At 65.5% G+C, this 16,607-nt stretch carries 17 protein-coding genes; 4 read left to right on the top strand and 13 right to left on the bottom strand.

All coding sequences use genetic code 11. The features are described 5' to 3' along the window. Nucleotides 1-599 precede the first annotated feature (599 nt). The 4 genes from KF785_08990 to KF785_09005 form a co-directional block, all read right to left on the bottom strand. Nucleotides 600-1,364, bottom strand: a complete 765-nt coding sequence (locus KF785_08990; protein ID MBX3146897.1) for an ABC transporter permease — start codon at nt 1,362-1,364, stop codon at nt 600-602. Further along, a complete protein-coding gene (locus KF785_08995) occupies nt 1,361-2,293 on the bottom strand; it encodes an ABC transporter ATP-binding protein (protein ID MBX3146898.1) in 933 nt (310 codons plus the stop codon). The genes KF785_08990 and KF785_08995 overlap by 4 nt, the downstream gene beginning before the upstream one ends. Continuing rightward, nucleotides 2,290-2,601, bottom strand: a complete 312-nt coding sequence (locus tag KF785_09000) for a PLDc_N domain-containing protein (protein ID MBX3146899.1) — start codon at nt 2,599-2,601, stop codon at nt 2,290-2,292. The genes KF785_08995 and KF785_09000 overlap by 4 nt, the downstream gene beginning before the upstream one ends. Before the next feature lie 86 nt (nt 2,602-2,687). Beyond that, entirely contained in the window at nt 2,688-3,377 is a 690-nt protein-coding gene (locus KF785_09005) for an SDR family NAD(P)-dependent oxidoreductase (protein MBX3146900.1), read from the bottom strand. 51 nt (nt 3,378-3,428) lie between these two features. On the opposite strand from KF785_09005, the gene KF785_09010 reads away from it, so the two are divergent. Continuing rightward, a complete protein-coding gene (locus KF785_09010; GenBank protein MBX3146901.1) occupies nt 3,429-4,328 on the top strand; it encodes a hypothetical protein in 900 nt (299 codons plus the stop codon). Nucleotides 4,329-4,399: 71 nt separating this feature from the next. On the opposite strand, the gene KF785_09015 is transcribed toward KF785_09010, so the two are convergent. From KF785_09015 to KF785_09025, 3 genes are read right to left on the bottom strand one after another with little or no spacing between them, the layout of a single operon-like run. Next, entirely contained in the window at nt 4,400-5,074 is a 675-nt protein-coding gene (locus KF785_09015) for a hypothetical protein (protein ID MBX3146902.1), read from the bottom strand. A gap of 43 nt (nt 5,075-5,117) precedes the next feature. Continuing rightward, nucleotides 5,118-6,458 carry a hypothetical protein gene (locus KF785_09020; protein MBX3146903.1) on the bottom strand — a complete coding sequence of 447 codons (1,341 nt, stop codon included), beginning with the start codon at nt 6,456-6,458 and terminating at the stop codon, nt 5,118-5,120. A 14-nt stretch (nt 6,459-6,472) separates the two neighbouring features. Continuing rightward, the gene (locus KF785_09025) at nt 6,473-9,517 is read right to left on the bottom strand and encodes a SusC/RagA family TonB-linked outer membrane protein (protein ID MBX3146904.1); all 3,045 of its coding nucleotides are present in this window, start codon (nt 9,515-9,517) and stop codon (nt 6,473-6,475) included. 228 nt (nt 9,518-9,745) lie between these two features. On the opposite strand from KF785_09025, the gene KF785_09030 reads away from it, so the two are divergent. Beyond that, nucleotides 9,746-10,303: a helix-turn-helix domain-containing protein gene (locus KF785_09030; GenBank protein MBX3146905.1), complete on the top strand. Its 558-nt coding sequence runs from the start codon at nt 9,746-9,748 to the stop codon at nt 10,301-10,303. On the opposite strand, the gene atpH is transcribed toward KF785_09030, so the two are convergent. The 6 genes from atpH to KF785_09060 form a co-directional block, all read right to left on the bottom strand. Further along, complete coding sequence (atpH, locus tag KF785_09035) at nt 10,278-10,820, bottom strand: ATP synthase F1 subunit delta (protein ID MBX3146906.1); 543 nt, start codon at nt 10,818-10,820, stop codon at nt 10,278-10,280. The two genes, KF785_09030 and atpH, sit on opposite strands and share 26 nt — an antisense overlap. Continuing rightward, entirely contained in the window at nt 10,820-11,359 is a 540-nt protein-coding gene (gene atpF / locus KF785_09040) for a F0F1 ATP synthase subunit B (GenBank protein MBX3146907.1), read from the bottom strand. Before atpF ends, atpH begins: the two co-directional genes overlap by 1 nt. Before the next feature lie 12 nt (nt 11,360-11,371). Further along, entirely contained in the window at nt 11,372-11,647 is a 276-nt protein-coding gene (locus KF785_09045) for a hypothetical protein (protein MBX3146908.1), read from the bottom strand. 196 nt (nt 11,648-11,843) lie between these two features. After that, nucleotides 11,844-12,698 carry a F0F1 ATP synthase subunit A gene (gene atpB / locus KF785_09050; GenBank protein ID MBX3146909.1) on the bottom strand — a complete coding sequence of 285 codons (855 nt, stop codon included), beginning with the start codon at nt 12,696-12,698 and terminating at the stop codon, nt 11,844-11,846. Then, the gene (locus KF785_09055) at nt 12,695-13,045 is read right to left on the bottom strand and encodes a hypothetical protein (protein ID MBX3146910.1); all 351 of its coding nucleotides are present in this window, start codon (nt 13,043-13,045) and stop codon (nt 12,695-12,697) included. Before KF785_09055 ends, atpB begins: the two co-directional genes overlap by 4 nt. Continuing rightward, nucleotides 13,021-13,281: an AtpZ/AtpI family protein gene (locus KF785_09060; GenBank protein MBX3146911.1), complete on the bottom strand. Its 261-nt coding sequence runs from the start codon at nt 13,279-13,281 to the stop codon at nt 13,021-13,023. The genes KF785_09055 and KF785_09060 overlap by 25 nt, the downstream gene beginning before the upstream one ends. A gap of 364 nt (nt 13,282-13,645) precedes the next feature. On the opposite strand from KF785_09060, the gene KF785_09065 reads away from it, so the two are divergent. Next, entirely contained in the window at nt 13,646-14,671 is a 1,026-nt protein-coding gene (locus KF785_09065; GenBank protein MBX3146912.1) for a MoxR family ATPase, read from the top strand. Beyond that, on the top strand, nt 14,650-16,545 hold the full coding sequence (locus KF785_09070) for a RecQ family ATP-dependent DNA helicase (GenBank protein MBX3146913.1): 1,896 nt from the start codon (nt 14,650-14,652) through the stop codon (nt 16,543-16,545). Before KF785_09065 ends, KF785_09070 begins: the two co-directional genes overlap by 22 nt. The last annotated feature ends 62 nt before the right edge of the window (nt 16,546-16,607 follow it).

Below are 16,607 nucleotides of genomic sequence, written 5' to 3' on the forward strand. Positions count from 1 at the left end.
CCAGCGGTGCCCACTCTTCCGGGCTCGGCAGGCCATCCGGCACACGCCATGGGATTCAACAGGCTCCGCACGACTCCCCGGCCCGCCGGTACGCCATTGGGCGCCCGATGCCAAGCCGGACAGTAACGACGAGAACGGCGTCCTCGGATTCAGCCGATCCCAGGCCGCGCGGAGTTCCTTGACATCAATATCGTCATTCGGAGGGTCTTTCGGGAGGGGCCCGGTGCCCGGAGCTGGCCGAGCCCCCGATTCGCGTAGGCCTGGCCGACCACCACCAGGCACATCACTCCATGATACTCGTGTCGGGGGAGGCCGTCCCGGTGGTGGCAGCCCTGAGAATCGGAGAAGCAGCCAGCGCCTTGGGCCCAGATCCATAGCCATGAGAACGGTTTCCATTCTCGTACTTACGTCTCTGCTGGTATGCCTTGCGAATGAAGCGGCGCTCCAGCGTCCCCGATGGCACCTTGCGTTGCCAGCGTCAGCCGGACCGAGCGCACGCTGCGCTCCCGCGTCCCCGGGGGCACCCGTCACCTGACCCAGACCGCGGTGCCGCTTCTCGAATCGAAAACGACGTGGCCTGTGCGCGGCAATCCAAGCGGTCAAAGCTCCTGGCGACGGAAGGCCCAGACGGCCGCAATCGCAAACGCCACGGTGGCGACGACGCCAGTGACAACCGGCCAGGTCGCGGCGTACGGCGCCGAGCGCACCACCGCGCCGACACCCCCAGGCAACCCGATGAAGCTGTAACGGGCAGCCGCCGGCCAGATCGCCAGAATCAGGGTTCCAAAGAAGAAGGCCAGCCCCGCACCAGCGGCCCCACCGCGCGACGGAAATACCACCGAGAAGAAGGTCATGGCGCTCACCAGGAGCGCCGCATGGACCAACCACAGGGCCACGGCCCCGAACAATGGCATCGCGGGAATCGGCGGAAAGAGCGCCCGCGTCACCACCAGCGTGATGAGGGCAGCCACCGCGGTCGAGACCACCAGGAGCCCGAGGTGCGACGCCAGTTTGGCCAGCACGAACGCAGCCCGCGACACCGGCTTGGTGAGCACCAGAATGGCTGTTCCACTCGAGCGCTCGGCCGAGACGGTGCCTGCCCCCGCGATCACGACTGCCAGGATCACCAGCTGCGAGAGATTCTTGAGGAACTGCCCATAGGCGTCGAGCGCGGTGGGATCCGGAATCTGAATCACCATCCCGGGCTCGCTGCCGGCCAGCGAGCCCAGAAGCGCGGGCGTCACCAGCGCAATGATCGGGCTGGTCACCGCGAAAAACACCAGCATCCCGGGAATCACCCAGATCCGCCAGGTCCGCACAATCTCCAGCCGCTCTTTCGCGAGGAACGCTCCGAACCCGCTCATGGCGCCCCCCGCCCCACCAGACTGACGAACACCTCTTCCAGACTCACCTCCACCGCTTCGAGCCGGTGGAGCCCGAGGCCGAGCGACGCCACCACCCGGGGAATCTCGCGCGCCGCCATGTCCCGATCGCGAACGGTGAGCCGCACCGTGGCACCCGCAACATCGGCCTCCGCCAACCAGGGCGCACCCTCCAACTGCCGAGCTAGCGCATCCGCATCGCGGTCGACCGTGACCGCGACCCGATCGACCCCGGCCCGTTGTTTGAGCTCGGTCACCGACGCGCTGGCAACGACCCGCCCGCGATCGAGAATCGCAACCGTATCGCAGACCCGCTCGACATCCGCGAGGATGTGCGTCGAGAAAAACACCGTGGTCCGGCCCCGGAGCGACGCGATCATCTCGAGCACCTCACGACGACCGATCGGGTCGAGGGCGCTGGTCGGCTCATCGAGAAAGAGCAGATCCGGCGCGTTGATGAGCGCCTGCGCCACGCCCAGCCGCTGCTTCATGCCTCGCGAGTAGCCACCGATCCTGGTGGTGACCGACGCCAGCCCCGCCATTTCCAGCAACGCCTCGACCCGCTCCGACAACTCCGCACCAGCGAGGCCGAACAACCGGCCGGCAAACCGCAGAAACTCGCGGCCGGTCATCCACTCATAGAAGCCAGGCACATCGGGCAGAAACCCGATCCGGCTCCGCACCCCGTCATCAATGGACCCGACGTCCCGACCCAGGACCCGCGCGCTGCCGTGGGTTGCCTGGGCCAACCCGGTCAGGATTCGAATGGTGGTGGTTTTGCCAGCCCCATTAGGGCCGAGAAAGCCGAAGACAGAGCCGGCCGGTACGTCGAGCGTGACGGCGTCGAGCGCCACCGTTTCGCGAAACCGCTTACCAAGGTCGCGGATCTCGACAGCCGCTGGGGTGGTCACCGGTCGGAGCCGCGACCATAGAGCCGTTCGAGCGCTCGAGCTCGAGCCGCGGCGCCGGCGTCGCCCGCGTCGTCCGGCATAGCCTCAACCCGCCGTCCCCGAACAAGGTAGGCGATCGCACCGATGAGACCGGCGAGCACGATGATCAGCGCCCAAAGCCACTTGCGACCGCCGAACCCCGCCGGGCGGCGCAACAGGTCCACCAGCGCAAAGATCTGGAGCGGGACCTGGACCAGCGCGAGCGCCAGCAGCGCCACGACGCCGGCAATCGGAATCCCACCCAACCGTTCAGCGATCGACTGAAGCACTCACCACCTCGCGCACTCGAGTTCGCGCAAAGATAGGCTCAAATCCGCCAGCGAGCGAACCACCGCGACACCGACCCACCCGAGGGTCAGGCACGACCGTACACCGGAACGATCGCGCCTGAGGTGAGCGCGTTCTCGGTCGACGCGAGCCAGAGAATCGCCTGAGCAAGTTCGGCCGGCTTGGGCCAGCGGTCGTGGTTCGCGGCCGGCATCGCAGCGCGGTTGGCGGGGGTATCGATGATCGACGGGGCCACGGCATTCACGAGAATCCCCTCCTGTCGCACCTCTTCGGCCAGAGCCCGGGTCAGCGCGGCAACCGCCCCCTTGGCCGCCGTGTACGCAGCCGAGCCGGCCATCGGTACCTCGGACACCCGAGCCCCGACATTGACGATCCGGCCGCCCCCTGACCGCCGCAGCGCCTTGATCGCCTCGCGACACGACAGGAAGGTCGTCACCAGGTTGATGCTCAGCTGACGATCGAGCACTTCGCGGGTCGTTTCCGCTATTGGTTTGGCCTCGTAGCCGCCGACCAGGTGAATCGAGGCCACGAGCGGAGGCAGGTCCGCAAAGAGCCGCTCGACGCTCGCTTCATCCGCAAGATCGACGGACCCGATCGGCACCACGCCGGCCCGACCCGCAAGGGTCGACGGCACCGCGCCGCGAACGGGTACATGGCAGGTCGCACCCGCGCTGACGAGCGCGTCGAGCACCGCCTCGCCCAGACCACCTGCGGCACCCGTGATGATCACATGCCCTTCGATCCGTGTCCCCATCATCGCCCCCTGCGGTCGTATACCTTGCCTTGAACCCGTAGTACTTTGGTGATCATGCGCACGCCAATCCTCTGCCTCACCCTGCTGGGCTGCCTCGCGCCCGCGCCAACCCGGGCTCAGCAAGCTCCCGATCGCGACGCCATCCTCGAGGCCGTTGACCGCTTCTTCAACGGCATGCGCGCCCGCGACAGCGCGATGATGGAGTCCGCCAACCACCCCGGCTCGACCATGGTCGCCGTGCGCTACACTGGCGATGCGGCCGTCGTGTCCGGGGGGCTTACCTCGTCCACCATCCGCCGGATCGCCGAGGGCCCCCTGCCAGGCCCGCGCGAGTGGCTGCTCGCCGCGGAGGTCTGGCAGGACGGCGACATCGCCTCGATATGGGCACCCTACGAGTTCCACACCGGCGAGCGGCTGTCGCACTGTGGCTACGACGCCTTCAATCTCGTTCGCGACGGCGGCCGCTGGCAGATTGCCGGGGCAATCTATACCGTGCGCCCTGACGGCTGCCCGACCATCCGCGCGACCGCGGCGAAACCGCTTCCGCTGCCCGAGCCCAGCCCGGATGAACGACGGGCGGTGATGGCCGTCGTCGATGGATTCACGGCTGCATTACGCACTCGCGACACGGCGGGCCTGGTCAGGCTCTTCTCGCCCCGCGCCCAATGGGTCACCGCCGGCTACAGCGACCAAGATGTTGCGATCCGACGCCGCCCGGCAACCACGGATGTTCAGATTCTGAACCGTGCCACCGAGGTGCTCGACGAGCAACTCCACGATGTCGTGGTCCGCGTCGATGGCAATATCGCCCTGGTCTGGGCGCCGTACCGGTTTCTGATCGGCGGACGACTGAGCCATTGCGGCTACGATGCCTTTCACCTGGTGCGCCATCAAGGCACTTGGTTCCTCGAAGGCGGGGTCTACACGACGCGCCCCAACGGGTGCCCGCGGTAGCCGAAATGCGCTCGGCGGGACAGATCCGCTGCGATCTGCCCCGCCGAGTTCACCTGCGGTCGCTGTCGACGCTAGAGCTTGGTTACCCGAAGCGCCGACACACTGAGTTCCAGGTTGTGGCTCACCCGGATGCCATATCCGCCGTCGAGTGACTTGAGCTTGTCGGCCGCGATTACCTCGCTGCGGTCGAACGTCTTGACCTCGGTACCGTTGATGACACACGACGCCTTGCCGTCCTTGACCCGCCACCCGATCTCGTTGGTGGCCTCGCCGTTGGCATCGGCCTTCTGCAGTGCGTCCGACGCCGCCCGATCGACCAGCGTGATGACGTTGGCGCCGTGGAACGTCTTGATGGAGTAGGTGCCATTTCCGTAGGCAATGCAATACATCAGCGTTTCCGCGTCCGATTCGAGATCGGCACCGCCGATGAAGATGCCGTACGAGTGCGGATGCGCAGCAGCCATCTTATGCTCTTTGAAGGTTGCTTTGACCTCGTAGTTGCCCCGGGCCACATCCGCATCACGCCAGAAGTTCCCCGCCGGACCGACCGACAGCCGCACACCGGCACCTTCCGCAACCAGGCGGGAGTCGGCCAGCGTTCTGCCCTGTGAGGCCGGCCGCCGATCGACTCGGCCTTTCCAGCCGCTGACCTTGATCCCGCCGTCCTTGACGCTCCGGTCGGCATCCTGAGCCGCGACCGAGGTCGCGGCCAGGGCCAACGTCATCACTACCACGGTCCACCGCATGGCTCGCTCCGCCGAAGGGGTATCCGGGTAAGATACCGGCGGACTACGCCTGCGTCACGAGACATGCCGCCGGATCGTAGTTCGGATTGTTTTGCTCCACTTGCGGCACCCGGAGCGTGGCCTGCGTGCCTCGGGTAAGTCCCTGCTTGTGGTACGCGCCAGTCGGATAGACGCTTTCGATAGCCCGCCCGTACTGCCGCACCAAGCGCCGCAAGTCGCCGAGGCGGTGGGCCGTCAGGTAGAACCAGAAAGCCCGCTCTCGAAAGTGGAGGTCGACTCGACCTGTCGCGGTGCCGGGGTCGGTCAACGGCGCGAGACCGGTGACCGTTGCCCGTACCAGATTGTGCTTGGCAAGCCAGGTCGTCGGGTCGCCTGCCTGCAGAGCGGCTTCCGCCTCGATCATCCGCGCCTCGATCCCGGTTACCATCGGCACCGGCGAGTTGATCGCTGGGTACTTGAGCGCGACGTACATGGGCGTGATACCGTCGTTTCTCGATGGGCCGGTCGACCGCACCGGCACCCGAGGGTCGGCTGCCGTCGCAAAGTTGAGCCCGTTGACGCCTTCGCGGTCCGAGACCGAGTAAATATCCGTATCGGTCGTGAGATGAACCTGATTTCCCTGCCGCGATGGCGGGCTCCCGTGCAGGAAGTCATAGCTGAAGTCCGTCGCCACGGCCGCAACGGCGGTTGCGGCGGCTGCGTACTGGCCGAGATTGAGCAGGGCGCGGCCGCGCAGTACCGCAGTCAGCTGCTGGATCCGGCTGTCGCCGCCGCTGTTGGCTCCGGCACTGGTGAGGTGCGCCAGGCTGCGATCGAACAGTTCCGTCGTACTGAGCGGAGAGCCCAGAACGACGCTCGGTTCGCGCTCCGAGATGGGAGTCCCCGAGCACCAGAGCTCACCAAGCAGGATGTAGCTCAACCCCGCCAGGGCGTACAGCTCACCGGTTCGCGCGTCTCCAGGAGGCAGCTTGGACGCAGCGATTTCGAGCGCGGCACGAGCGCGCTGGATTCCGAGGAACGGGCCGCCCGCAGGGGTGGCAACGGTGTTCCCGGCCGCGAGCACGGCGTTGGTCGCCACCACATTGCGGAGGTCCCATTCGCGCACCGCCGGTGGAGTACTTGCGTGCATCAGCTCATCGGTAAACAAGCCGGCGTAGATGACCACCCCGTTGACGCCGGTCGATGCCGCGACGAGGTCGGAGATTGCACCGGCGTGAACGGCGGCAAGGCCCTCGGGGGTTGCCAGCTGTTCCGGTGTAATGACGTCCGGCGTGTCGGGCGTCAGGATGTCGCTCTTGGAGCAGCCTGCGAGGCCCGCAAGCAGCAGGACACCCATCGTGTGCCGCACACTGGGCAGATTCAGGTACAGGAAAGATCGTTGCATGAGTACCGGCCTCATCAGAAGGTCAGGTTGACGCGCAGCATGCCGACGACCGGCTGACGCTGGGCCGAGAAGTTGTAGTTCGCCGCATCGGCAGAGCCAGTCACGTTTTCGGGATCCCAGCTCGTGAACCCAAAGGTCTTGAGCCAGAGATTTCGACCGGTCAGCGTCAGATTCGCCGTCTTGGCGCCCAAGGAACGCGCCAGCGTGTTGGAGAGGGTGTAGGTGATCGACGCCTCCCGCAGCCGGACATGCTCTGCGTTCTGCGCGTACGCACCAAAGGCCATCGGACCGGCAATGGCAGCCGCCTGTTCTTCCAGCGACGCAGTCGGGTCGTGCAAGGCCCGGCAGTTGACCTGGAACGCGCACATGAACATGTCGTTGACGTTGTGGGTGACGTAGCCGCCCCGATAGTCGACCTGCGCACCGACCCTGACGCGGTTGTTGAAGAGCGCAAGGCTGGTGTTGGCCGCCAGGTTCCGGGTCGGCACCGTTGAGCCGTGGAAAACGGCCTCCGAGGTCACTTCGACTTCGTCAGGACTGATGGCGCCGTCACCGTTGGCGTCCGCAAACCCGACCAGGCCGGGCCACCAGAGCCCGAACATCGGATAGTCGGGAATGTTCTGGAATCCGAAACCCGCGATTGGAGGCACGCCATCGGCCAGACGCACCAACCGGTTCCGGTTGCCTGCTGCTTCGAGCTGAAGGTCCCAGGCCAGGTCGCGCCCGTCGATCAGCCGGGTATTGACCGAGATCTCGATGCCCCGATTGCTGACGACACCCACATTCTCGAGTCGGGTGGCCACACCGCCAAGGGAGTACGGCTGCTGGCGGAGGACGAGTGCATCGGACGTTCGCTTGTCGTAGAACGTGACTTCGAGACCAAGGCGGCTGCCCAGCAGAGCGAGATCGAAACCGGCTTCGATTTCCCGCGACCGCTCCGGTTTTAGATTGGGATCGCCGAGACCGCCCAGGGTAACGGCCGGCACGGATGCCTGGCCAAAGATCGTCGCCGTTACCGGACTCTGATACGTCAGCGCATCGAGCGGCCGCGGCGACTGCCCGGTGGCGCCGAAGGCACCCCGGAAACGCAGGCTGTTGATCGGACCATCGGCCCCGTCGATCGCGACGATCGAGGCAGAGACCTTGGGATAGTACGCAGAACGCGCGGCCGATCCGAAGGCGCTGTTGTCGTCGACCCGTAACGCACCGGTGAGATAGAGCCGATTGTCGAAACTCAGCTGCTGCTCGACGTAGGTCCCCAGCGTGATCACGTCCGTCGTAGCCTCGGTCAGGGTCTGCTGTGCGCCTGCCGAAAGCGAGATCACGCCGGGCGGCAGAATGTCGGCCTGCGCAAGAACCGCAAACAGCTTGTCCCGGTTGAACTGAGCACCGACGGCCGTCTTGGAGCCAATCCGCGACGTCAGTTGCGTCTGGGCCGTGGCATTCAGATCGACGGTGTACTTGGTGTCGATGTAGCGGTTGAACATCCGCTTGCCCTGGTTCTCCGTGGTGCAGGTCAGGCACCCCTGTCCACGAAGGATGTTTTGCTCATCGACATAGTTCAGGTAGTCGATGCCGAACGTTCCGCGCGTCGAAAGCCACGAGAACGGCCGCCAGTTGACGGTTGCGGCGTTGATGAAATGGTCGTTCTTGCGCCAGCTGACTTCTCCGATCGAGTGTGCCGGCCGGGAGAAGCCATAGCCCCCCGTGATCGCGACGATGTTTGGATTCGCAGACCCGAAGATCGGGGACGAAATCAGCGAAGAGAAGTTGTCGCCCGTCTGCGGCAAACGAATGTTGTTGATGACGTATCCCGTCGACAGCGAAACGTCCAGGTTGCTGCGCGGCGCGGCGTTCAGGTTGACGCGAAAGTTGTACTTATTGAAATGGTTCGGACGGACCTGTTCGCGCGGAAGCTCGGCGCGGCTGGCGAGACCGCGAAGGGTCGCGGCGTAGTCTCCTTCCGCATCGCCCAGCTTGAGCACGCCCGTCTCAGATTCCCCTTCAGCCGAGACGAAGTACCGGATCAGATCCGAGCCGCCCGAGAGACTTGCGCCGACCTGCTGCCGGAACCCGGTCGCAAACGGCGTCGTCCGTGGATCGTTGAGCAGGTCGAGTTCGTACCGGTTGGCAATGGTGCAAGTACCTGCCGCCGCCATATAGGTCAGGCAGTCGCTGTTTGGGTTCTCGGCTGACGCGTTGAAGTACACCTTGGGATAGGTGTAGCCATCCTTCAGCATCCCACCTTCCAGCCAGGCGTTCCACTGCGAGCCGCCGGCCCGTCCGCGTTTCGTGGTGACACGAATGACACCGTTCGCCGCCTGGGTACCGTACAGCGTCGCTGCTGACGGACCCTTGACGATTTCTATACTCTCGATCTCCTCGGGATTCAGATTGTTGAGTTTCGAAACGCTTGCGCCGCCGACGAAGGCGCCGGCAGGTGCGTCGGATGCTACCCGGACTCCGTCGATATAGAGCAAAGGGTCGTTGGAAAGCGACACCGAGCTCAAACCCCGCACGCGAATCCGTGCTCCGGTGCCGCTCGTCCCGGCGCTCTGAAGCACGCTGACTCCGGCCACGCGGCCGCTCAAGACCTGCGCCATGTTGGTGGTCGGGGCGGTCTCGACCAGCTGTCCGGCCTGAATTTTCGACACCGAGTTACCGAGCTCTCGCGATTGCTGATCACCCGTGGCCGTAGTCACGATCTCTTCAAGTTGAAAAGGCACCGATCGCAAGGCCCAGTCGATTGTTTCCGCGCCAGGCCCGGCCGTCACGCTCCGCGTCTCCGACGCGTAGCCCAGCATGAACGTCCGCAACGTGTGGGCTCCGGCGGTCAGACCTCGAAGCGTGTACTGGCCCTGCTGATTCGTGATCGCAAACACCTGCTGAGTAGTAGCCTGAATTCTGGCCCCGGGAATCGGCCGGCCGGTCGCTTGATCGGTGACCGTGCCGGATATCGTCCCGGCTTGAGCCAGCAATGGACCAGCCAGCGCGGCGCTCGCAGCCACTGCAAGCGTCCACGCAGAGAGGCGGGCCCGTGAAATGACAGGAACACGCATGTCGTCCTCGACAGTCGAAGGATACGGTGAAACTGAATACCGACGTTCGTTCGTATTGCTTCTTATCGGGACGTCGATTGAGTCGACAAGGTTTCATTGGGCTACCAACCAAGCGATTGGTAGCGCCTAACGCCCGAGCACTCGCTACGACTCGCCCTGACGCGCCGCGGAGGCTTGAGTCGATCTGACGGGCGGCGCCACACCACGATCGTTCAGCGCAGGACGGCAATGCAAACGAACCGGGTACGTGAAAAGGTGGACTTGCTCGCGTTGGCGGAAGCAGTCGGCAACGTCACGCTGGCATGTCGGATGGCGGGATTCAGTCGCGATTCGTTCTATCGATTCAAAGCACTCTACGCAGCAGGCGGAGAGTCAGCTCTACAGAATCAGAGTCGACGCAAGCCCCTGCTCAAGAACCGTGTGGCCCCGGAAATCGAGGCCGCCGTGGTCGAGCTGTCCCTCGCCTTTCCCGCTCATGGGCAGGCCAGAATTGCTTCGGTCCTGACCGCCCGCGGGATGCGCCTTTCACCTGCCGGGGTTCGCTGCGTCTGGCGCCGTCACGACCTGACGACCATGGCCTCACGACTGGCCGCCGTCGAGGCGCGGCTTGCCCTGAACGGCGCCGGCTACACCGATGCGCAGCGTGCGGCATTCGCGAAACGGGAGCGCGCGCGCGTCGCGGCAGCGCGGCGCCAGGAAACGACGAGGGCGTCCGCCACGATCGTGACGGACGCCCTCGAGTACGCTGAATCGGTGGGCGCTACTGGCCCAGCAGTTCCCGCTTGAGGCGGGTGAGCTTCCGACGCACCGAGCCGTCGTAGACCCGGTCACCGACCTTGACGACGGCTCCGCCCAGAACCTCGGGATCGAGGCCGACGCTGACCACGACCGACTTGCCCAGCACTTTGCCGAGCGTCTCGGTAATGGACTGAACCAGCGCTGCATCCGGAGTCCGCGCCATCGTGACCGAGGCGCGCACCCGGTTGAACTGCTGATCCACCAGCTCGCCATACTGCCTGGCGATCCCAGCCAGCTCGGCCTGACGGCCGCGCGTCACGACGGCTTGGAGATATCGGACGAACTCCACCGGCGCCCCCGCGGCAGCAATCGCCCGGCCAACCAGGTCGCGCTTGAGCGACTTGGCCACCCGCGGGCTCACCAGCACCGTCTGCAACTCGGGCGCCGACGCAAACGCCCGTGCCACGGCGTCGATCAGCGCCCCATACCGTTCGAGCTGGCCGCTTCGGCTGGCCAGTTCGAACAACGCCTCGGCGTAGTTCTGGGCGACGATCGAGCCGGCCATCAGTGCGCCTGCTCCACCTTCGCCAGATAGTCGAGCACAATCTTCCGATCGGACTCGGCGTCGAGACGCTGCCCGACGACTTTGGCCGCGGCGCTGAGCGCCAGTTCGACGGCCTCACGGCGCAGATCCGCCAGGGCTCGATCACGCTCGACGGCAATTTCCCGTCGCGCCCGCTCGAGCATCGCCTCCTGCTCCTCCTTGGCCTTCTCGAACCCCTGCGCCCGCTCCTTCTCGGCCGCCGAACGCGCTTCGGCAAGCAGGGTCTGGGCTGCGTTCCGAGCGTCCGCCGAGGCCTTCTGCTGCTCAGCAAGCAGCGCCTTGGCTTCCGCGTTGAGACGCTCGGCTTCGGACAGCTGCGCCGCAATCGTCTTTTCCCGCTCTTCGGCCCGGCTGACGATCGTCACCCAGAACGTCTTCCGGAAAAAGTAGAGGAAGATCAGAAAGATCACCCAGGTCCAAAGAATCAGACCGGGGTTGACCGCAAACGGTCCGCCGCTGCCGCCGTCGGCGGCCAGCATGGCGAGCATCCCGAGGGTCATTGCACTCACCGACTAGAGCAGCTTGAACAGGAGGGCGAAGACCAGCGCGATGATCGTGGCACCCTCCAGAAGGATCGCGATGATGAACGGACCGCTGGCGATCTCCTTGGCCGCTTCCGGCTGGCGGGCAATGCCGTCAGCAATGGCGCCACCGATCTTGCCCAGGCCGAGTCCGGCGCCCAGGATGGCGAGACCGATGCCGATACCGGCGCCGAGCAGGCCGAGGTTGTTCTTCGCGGCCTCGGGAGAGAGGGCGACATCCTGCAGCAGAGCGAGCATGTTCAACATGTTCATTTTCCTGTTCGATTCGTGGGAGTCTCACATTGTTGTTCGCGCCTGCCAGCCGATGGATCCGCGCTCCCGTGCGTTCCATCCTCTGGCGCTCGCCGATGCCCCACCGGGGCAGCGAGCCTCGCCGGCCAGACGGCCGGCTACCACCGGGAACCGCATCAGCGCCGAGCGGCTCCCGGGTCCTGCACCATCGTCAGTGCGCGTGCTGCATCAAGCCAATGAAGGTCGACGCCAGCAGCGCAAACACATAGGCCTGCAGCATGGCCACCAGCAACTCCAGCAGATAGATCAGCGCCACGACAACCGCGGTGGGCAAACCGATCAGCCAACTGCCGAAGAACAGCACAATCCCGATCAGCGACAGCACCACAAAGTGTCCGGCGGTCATGTTGCCGAAGAGACGGACCGCCATCGCGAACGGCTTGACGAACTTGGAAAGAATCTCGATCGGCGCCATTGCGATCGTCAGAACCGCGCCGCCCACCCCACTGACTCCCTCGAAATGCGGGAAGATGGTGCCCAGGTACCCTTTCGGGCCAAGCTTGATGAAGCCGCCGACCTCGATCACGACGAAAACCATCAGCGCCAGCGCCGCCGTCACCGCCAGGTTGCCGGTCGCCGTGGCGCCCCACGGCACCAGGCCAAGCACGTTCATGAAGAGTACGAAGAAGAACAGGGCGACGATGAACGGAGCATACTTATAGCCCGACTCCTTGCCGATGGCGGCCACCGCAATGTCGTCGCGAACCCAGAGCACGATCTGCTCGACGAAGCCCGGGAAACCCGTCGGTGCCTTGCGATCGGCTCGCTGCGCGATCAGCCCGCGCTTGGTAACCCACATCACCAGCAGCACCAGCACGGCGGCCAGGATCATAAAGACCACGTGCTTGGTCGGGGTCAGGTTGATAGCGAAGCCGCCGAGATGCAGGTCCGGCCACTTCTCCCACGAAATCGTGCCGAGCGGCTCGAAGTCGAGATAGTAGGAGTCGGACGTGTGGTGGAGCACGATCTCGCCGATATTGATCGGGCCGCCTTGCGTGTCACTCATCGAAACCGCCGGATCTCCAGAAACAGAAGCGGTACCAAGACCGCGATGAATCCCAATGCCGCCGGTAACGGCGGAAACACTGCCCTGTCATACAACACCGCAACCGGAATCGCGATCACGCCCAGCAACCGCACCCCGGCCCCAACCGCCCAGCGCATCAGCAAGCCATGGTAGTCACCGGTACCCAGCTTGGGTGCCGCAATGGCCGTGGCCACCGTCTGAAGCACCGCCGCGATCCCGCCGAACACGCCACCGGCCACCATGCCCTGTGGCCCGAAGCCGTAGCGAAACCCCACGGCAACCAGCAACGCCAACAGGATGCCTACGGCCGCTGTTTGTCGGACCACGACTTGAGCTTGGTCTGGTGATCGGGATCCCGCTTGAACTCCCGATACACACTCAGCATACCGAGCACCGCGCCGATCAAGGCACCCGCAATCGTGAAGAGCGGAGTCGTGCGCAGCCAGCGATCGAGCGCCAGACCACCGAACAGGAACATCACCACCGCACCAGCAAACCGGAGAGCCGCCGCGAGGTATTGCGTCCCATCACCGAATGCTCGGGTGCGATTCGGGTCTGGCATAAGGCCTCAAAGATACCGGCTTGTGAAAAATTTCGCAAGCAAACCGACTCGCATGGTAAGCCATTCAAAATCAATGCCTTACGCATAGGATTGGCCCGACTATCATCGCCGAATCAGGCCCGTTTCGCGGCAACGACGGCGCTGAGACCGAAGGCGAGAAGCCGCCTCCGCCGGCCCAAAGCACGCCGGACGCCGAGAATGGACCTGCGTTGCGACAATTCGGTACTATGGGAACGCCTCGGGTTGACTACTGTCAGCGCAAGGCCCTTTCGGCCCCGAACCCCTTGCCCGCCGCAGCGGCGCAACGTTTCCTTACCGGGACCCGTAGGATGAGGGATACATTCCCACTCTGATTGGCGCATTCATGACCGTTTCCGAACAACGCAGCGCGGCCGACGACGTAGAACAACTCCGCCGCCTGGCCCAAGCCATGGTTTCCCTTCGGGAGCAGGTCGCTCAACGCATCGTCGGTCAGCATGAAGTCGTCGATGGCATCGTGACCGCCATCCTGGGCGGCGGCCACGCCCTCCTGGTCGGTGTCCCGGGACTCGCCAAGACGTTGATGGTGCAGACCGTCGCCGAGGCCCTCGAACTCTCGTTCAATCGGGTCCAGTTCACGCCTGACCTGATGCCGGGCGACATCACCGGTACGGAAATCATCGAAGAAGACCCCGCCACCGGACGTCGGGCGTTTCGCTTCGTTCCCGGCCCGATCTTCGCCCACGTGGTACTCGCCGACGAGATCAACCGGACCCCGCCCAAGACGCAAGCTGCGCTGCTGCAGGCCATGCAGGAGCATCAGGTCACGGCTGCCGGCAAGACCTATGGGCTCCCGGACCCGTTTTTTGTCCTTGCAACCCAGAATCCGATCGAGCAGGAAGGCACCTATCCGCTGCCCGAAGCCCAGCTCGACCGGTTCATGCTGGAGCTGCGCGTCGGCTACCCGACCCGGGCCGAGGAGGAAGCGGTCGTCGAACAGACGACCGGCGGCCGCAAAGCGGTCGTGAAGCCGGTCCTCGATGCGGCCGAGTTGCACGCCATGCAGGACCTCGTCCGCCGGATCCCGGTGTCGAAGGGTCTGATCTCGGCCGCGGTAGCCCTGGCGCGAATGACCAGGCCCAAAGACGCCGAGGCCCCTGGATTCGTGCGCGAATTCGTCGAGTGGGGCGCCGGTCCGCGCGCCTCGCAATACTTGGTGCTCGGCGCGAAGGCACGCGCCGCGATGGAGGGGCGCCCGATGGCCGACCTCGACGACGTCAAGGCCGTCGCACCTTATGTCTTGCGGCATCGCGTAGTCACCAACTTTGCTGCCGAAGCCGCCGAGCGATCGAGCGACGACCTGATCCGCGAGTTGCTCGCCACACCCGCGTGGCACACCTCGCGCGGCTGACCTCCCTCGAGGACGCCCTCGGCCGACTCGGCCACACCTCTTTCCGTCCCGGGCAGCGCGAGGCGATCGAGCTCATACTCGATCGCCGTCGGCTGCTGCTGATCGCACCAACCGGTGGGGGCAAGAGTCTGACCTATCAGGTCCCGGCCCTGCTCCTCAACGGCACCACGCTGGTCGTCTCCCCGCTCGTGTCCCTGATGCAAGACCAGGTTGCCGGGCTCATGGAGCGCGGCGTGGCAGCCACCTTCCTCGCGGCGACACTGCCGGTCGACGAGATGCGCACCCGAATGCGCAGCATCGCGCGCGGCGAACAGACGGTTGTCTACCTGGCCCCCGAGCGGCTCGCCTTTCCAGGCTTCCGCAGTCTGCTCCGTGATCTCGACTGCCCGCTCATTGCGGTCGACGAAGCACACTGCATTTCTGAGTGGGGCCATGATTTCCGGCCAGACTACTTGCAGCTGGGCGACCTGGTCGCCGAGCGAGGCGATGCCAGAATCCTCGCCTGCACCGCCACGGCCACGCCGGTCGTCCGCGACGAGATTCTGGCCCGACTCGGGCTGGACGACGACACACCGCAGCTGATTCGCGGCTTTGCGCGGCCCAACCTGGCGCTCCGGGTGCTCGAGGTCCGCTCTGCCAACGACGCGCAACACGCCGTCGACGCCGTGTTGCAGGAATCGATCGGATCCCCCGGCGCCGGACGAGGCACCGCGATTGTCTATGCCCCGACTCGCCGCAGAACGGAGGGGGAGCGGGACAGACTGCAGAGCAAGGGATGGTCGGTTGCTGCGTACCATGCGGGGCTCGACGGGCCATCACGTTCGGGCGCTCAAGCCGCGTTTCGGGATGGCGCCCTCGATGTCGTCGTCGCAACCAACGCCTTCGGAATGGGCATCGACCGCCACGACGTGCGCGCCGTGATCCACCTTGCCCCGCCCGGAAGCATCGAGGCCTACTACCAGGAAGTGGGACGGGCCGGTCGTGACGGTGCCGATGCCGTCGGCGCCCTCTGCATCAGCCCGGCCGACCTGCCGCTGCGCCGCCGGCTGCTCGAGATGCCCACCGACGGGGTCGCGCCCGATCCGGCACGAGTGCAACACCGCTGGTCGCTGTTCCTGGAGTTGATGCGCTGGGCCGATGGCGGGAGCTGTCGGCACGATGCCATCCTGCGCTACTTCGGCGACGAAGCCGAGACGCTCTCCGGCTGCGGCCGCTGCGATACGTGCGCGGCGCTCGATCAGCCCGCCGTGATCGATCCTGTCGAGACCGCGACCATCGTGCGCAAAGCCCTGTCGGCTGCCGCGCGATGCCACAACCGATTCGGGCTGCAAGCGGCGGTCAAGCTGCTGGGCGGGCAGAGCGATCCGCGGCTCCAACGCTCCGGCCTGGCCGAGACGAAGACGATGGGTGCGCTGGCCGGCCGAAGTGAGGCATGGATCCTCTCCCTGCTGCGCCGCTGCGCCTCGGCCGGCTGGATCGACTTCACGACCGGAGAGCGCCCCTTGATCCTGCTGACCCGGAGTGGCAAGACGGTCCTGTTTGGGGAGGGCCCGGTCCGGCTGCTGCTGCCGTCCGAGGCACGACAACCGCGGGCACAGCGCACCGAGCGCGGGCGACGGAGTGTCCCGACCGACCAGGAGCTCGACGGCAACGACGCCGAACTGTTCGAGGCATTGCGCGCCTGGCGCAGGGACGAGGCGCGCCAGGCCGCGGTCCCGCCCTATGTCGTCGCCAGCGACCGGACCCTGCGGGACATCGCGGTGGAACGCCCGGTATCGCGAGCGGCGCTGGAAGGGATCTATGGCATCGGGCCGTCCAAGGCGGCCAGGTTCGGTACCGCCATCGTCGAGATCGTTCGGCGATCGGCGACCTGACCGCGCGGACACTCTTCTCGGGGGAGAACCCTTCCGCCCGCCCGCACCACCCGGTAAACTCA

The organism is Gemmatimonadales bacterium, assembly GCA_019637315.1.
Lineage (GTDB): Bacteria > Gemmatimonadota > Gemmatimonadetes > Gemmatimonadales > GWC2-71-9 > SHZU01.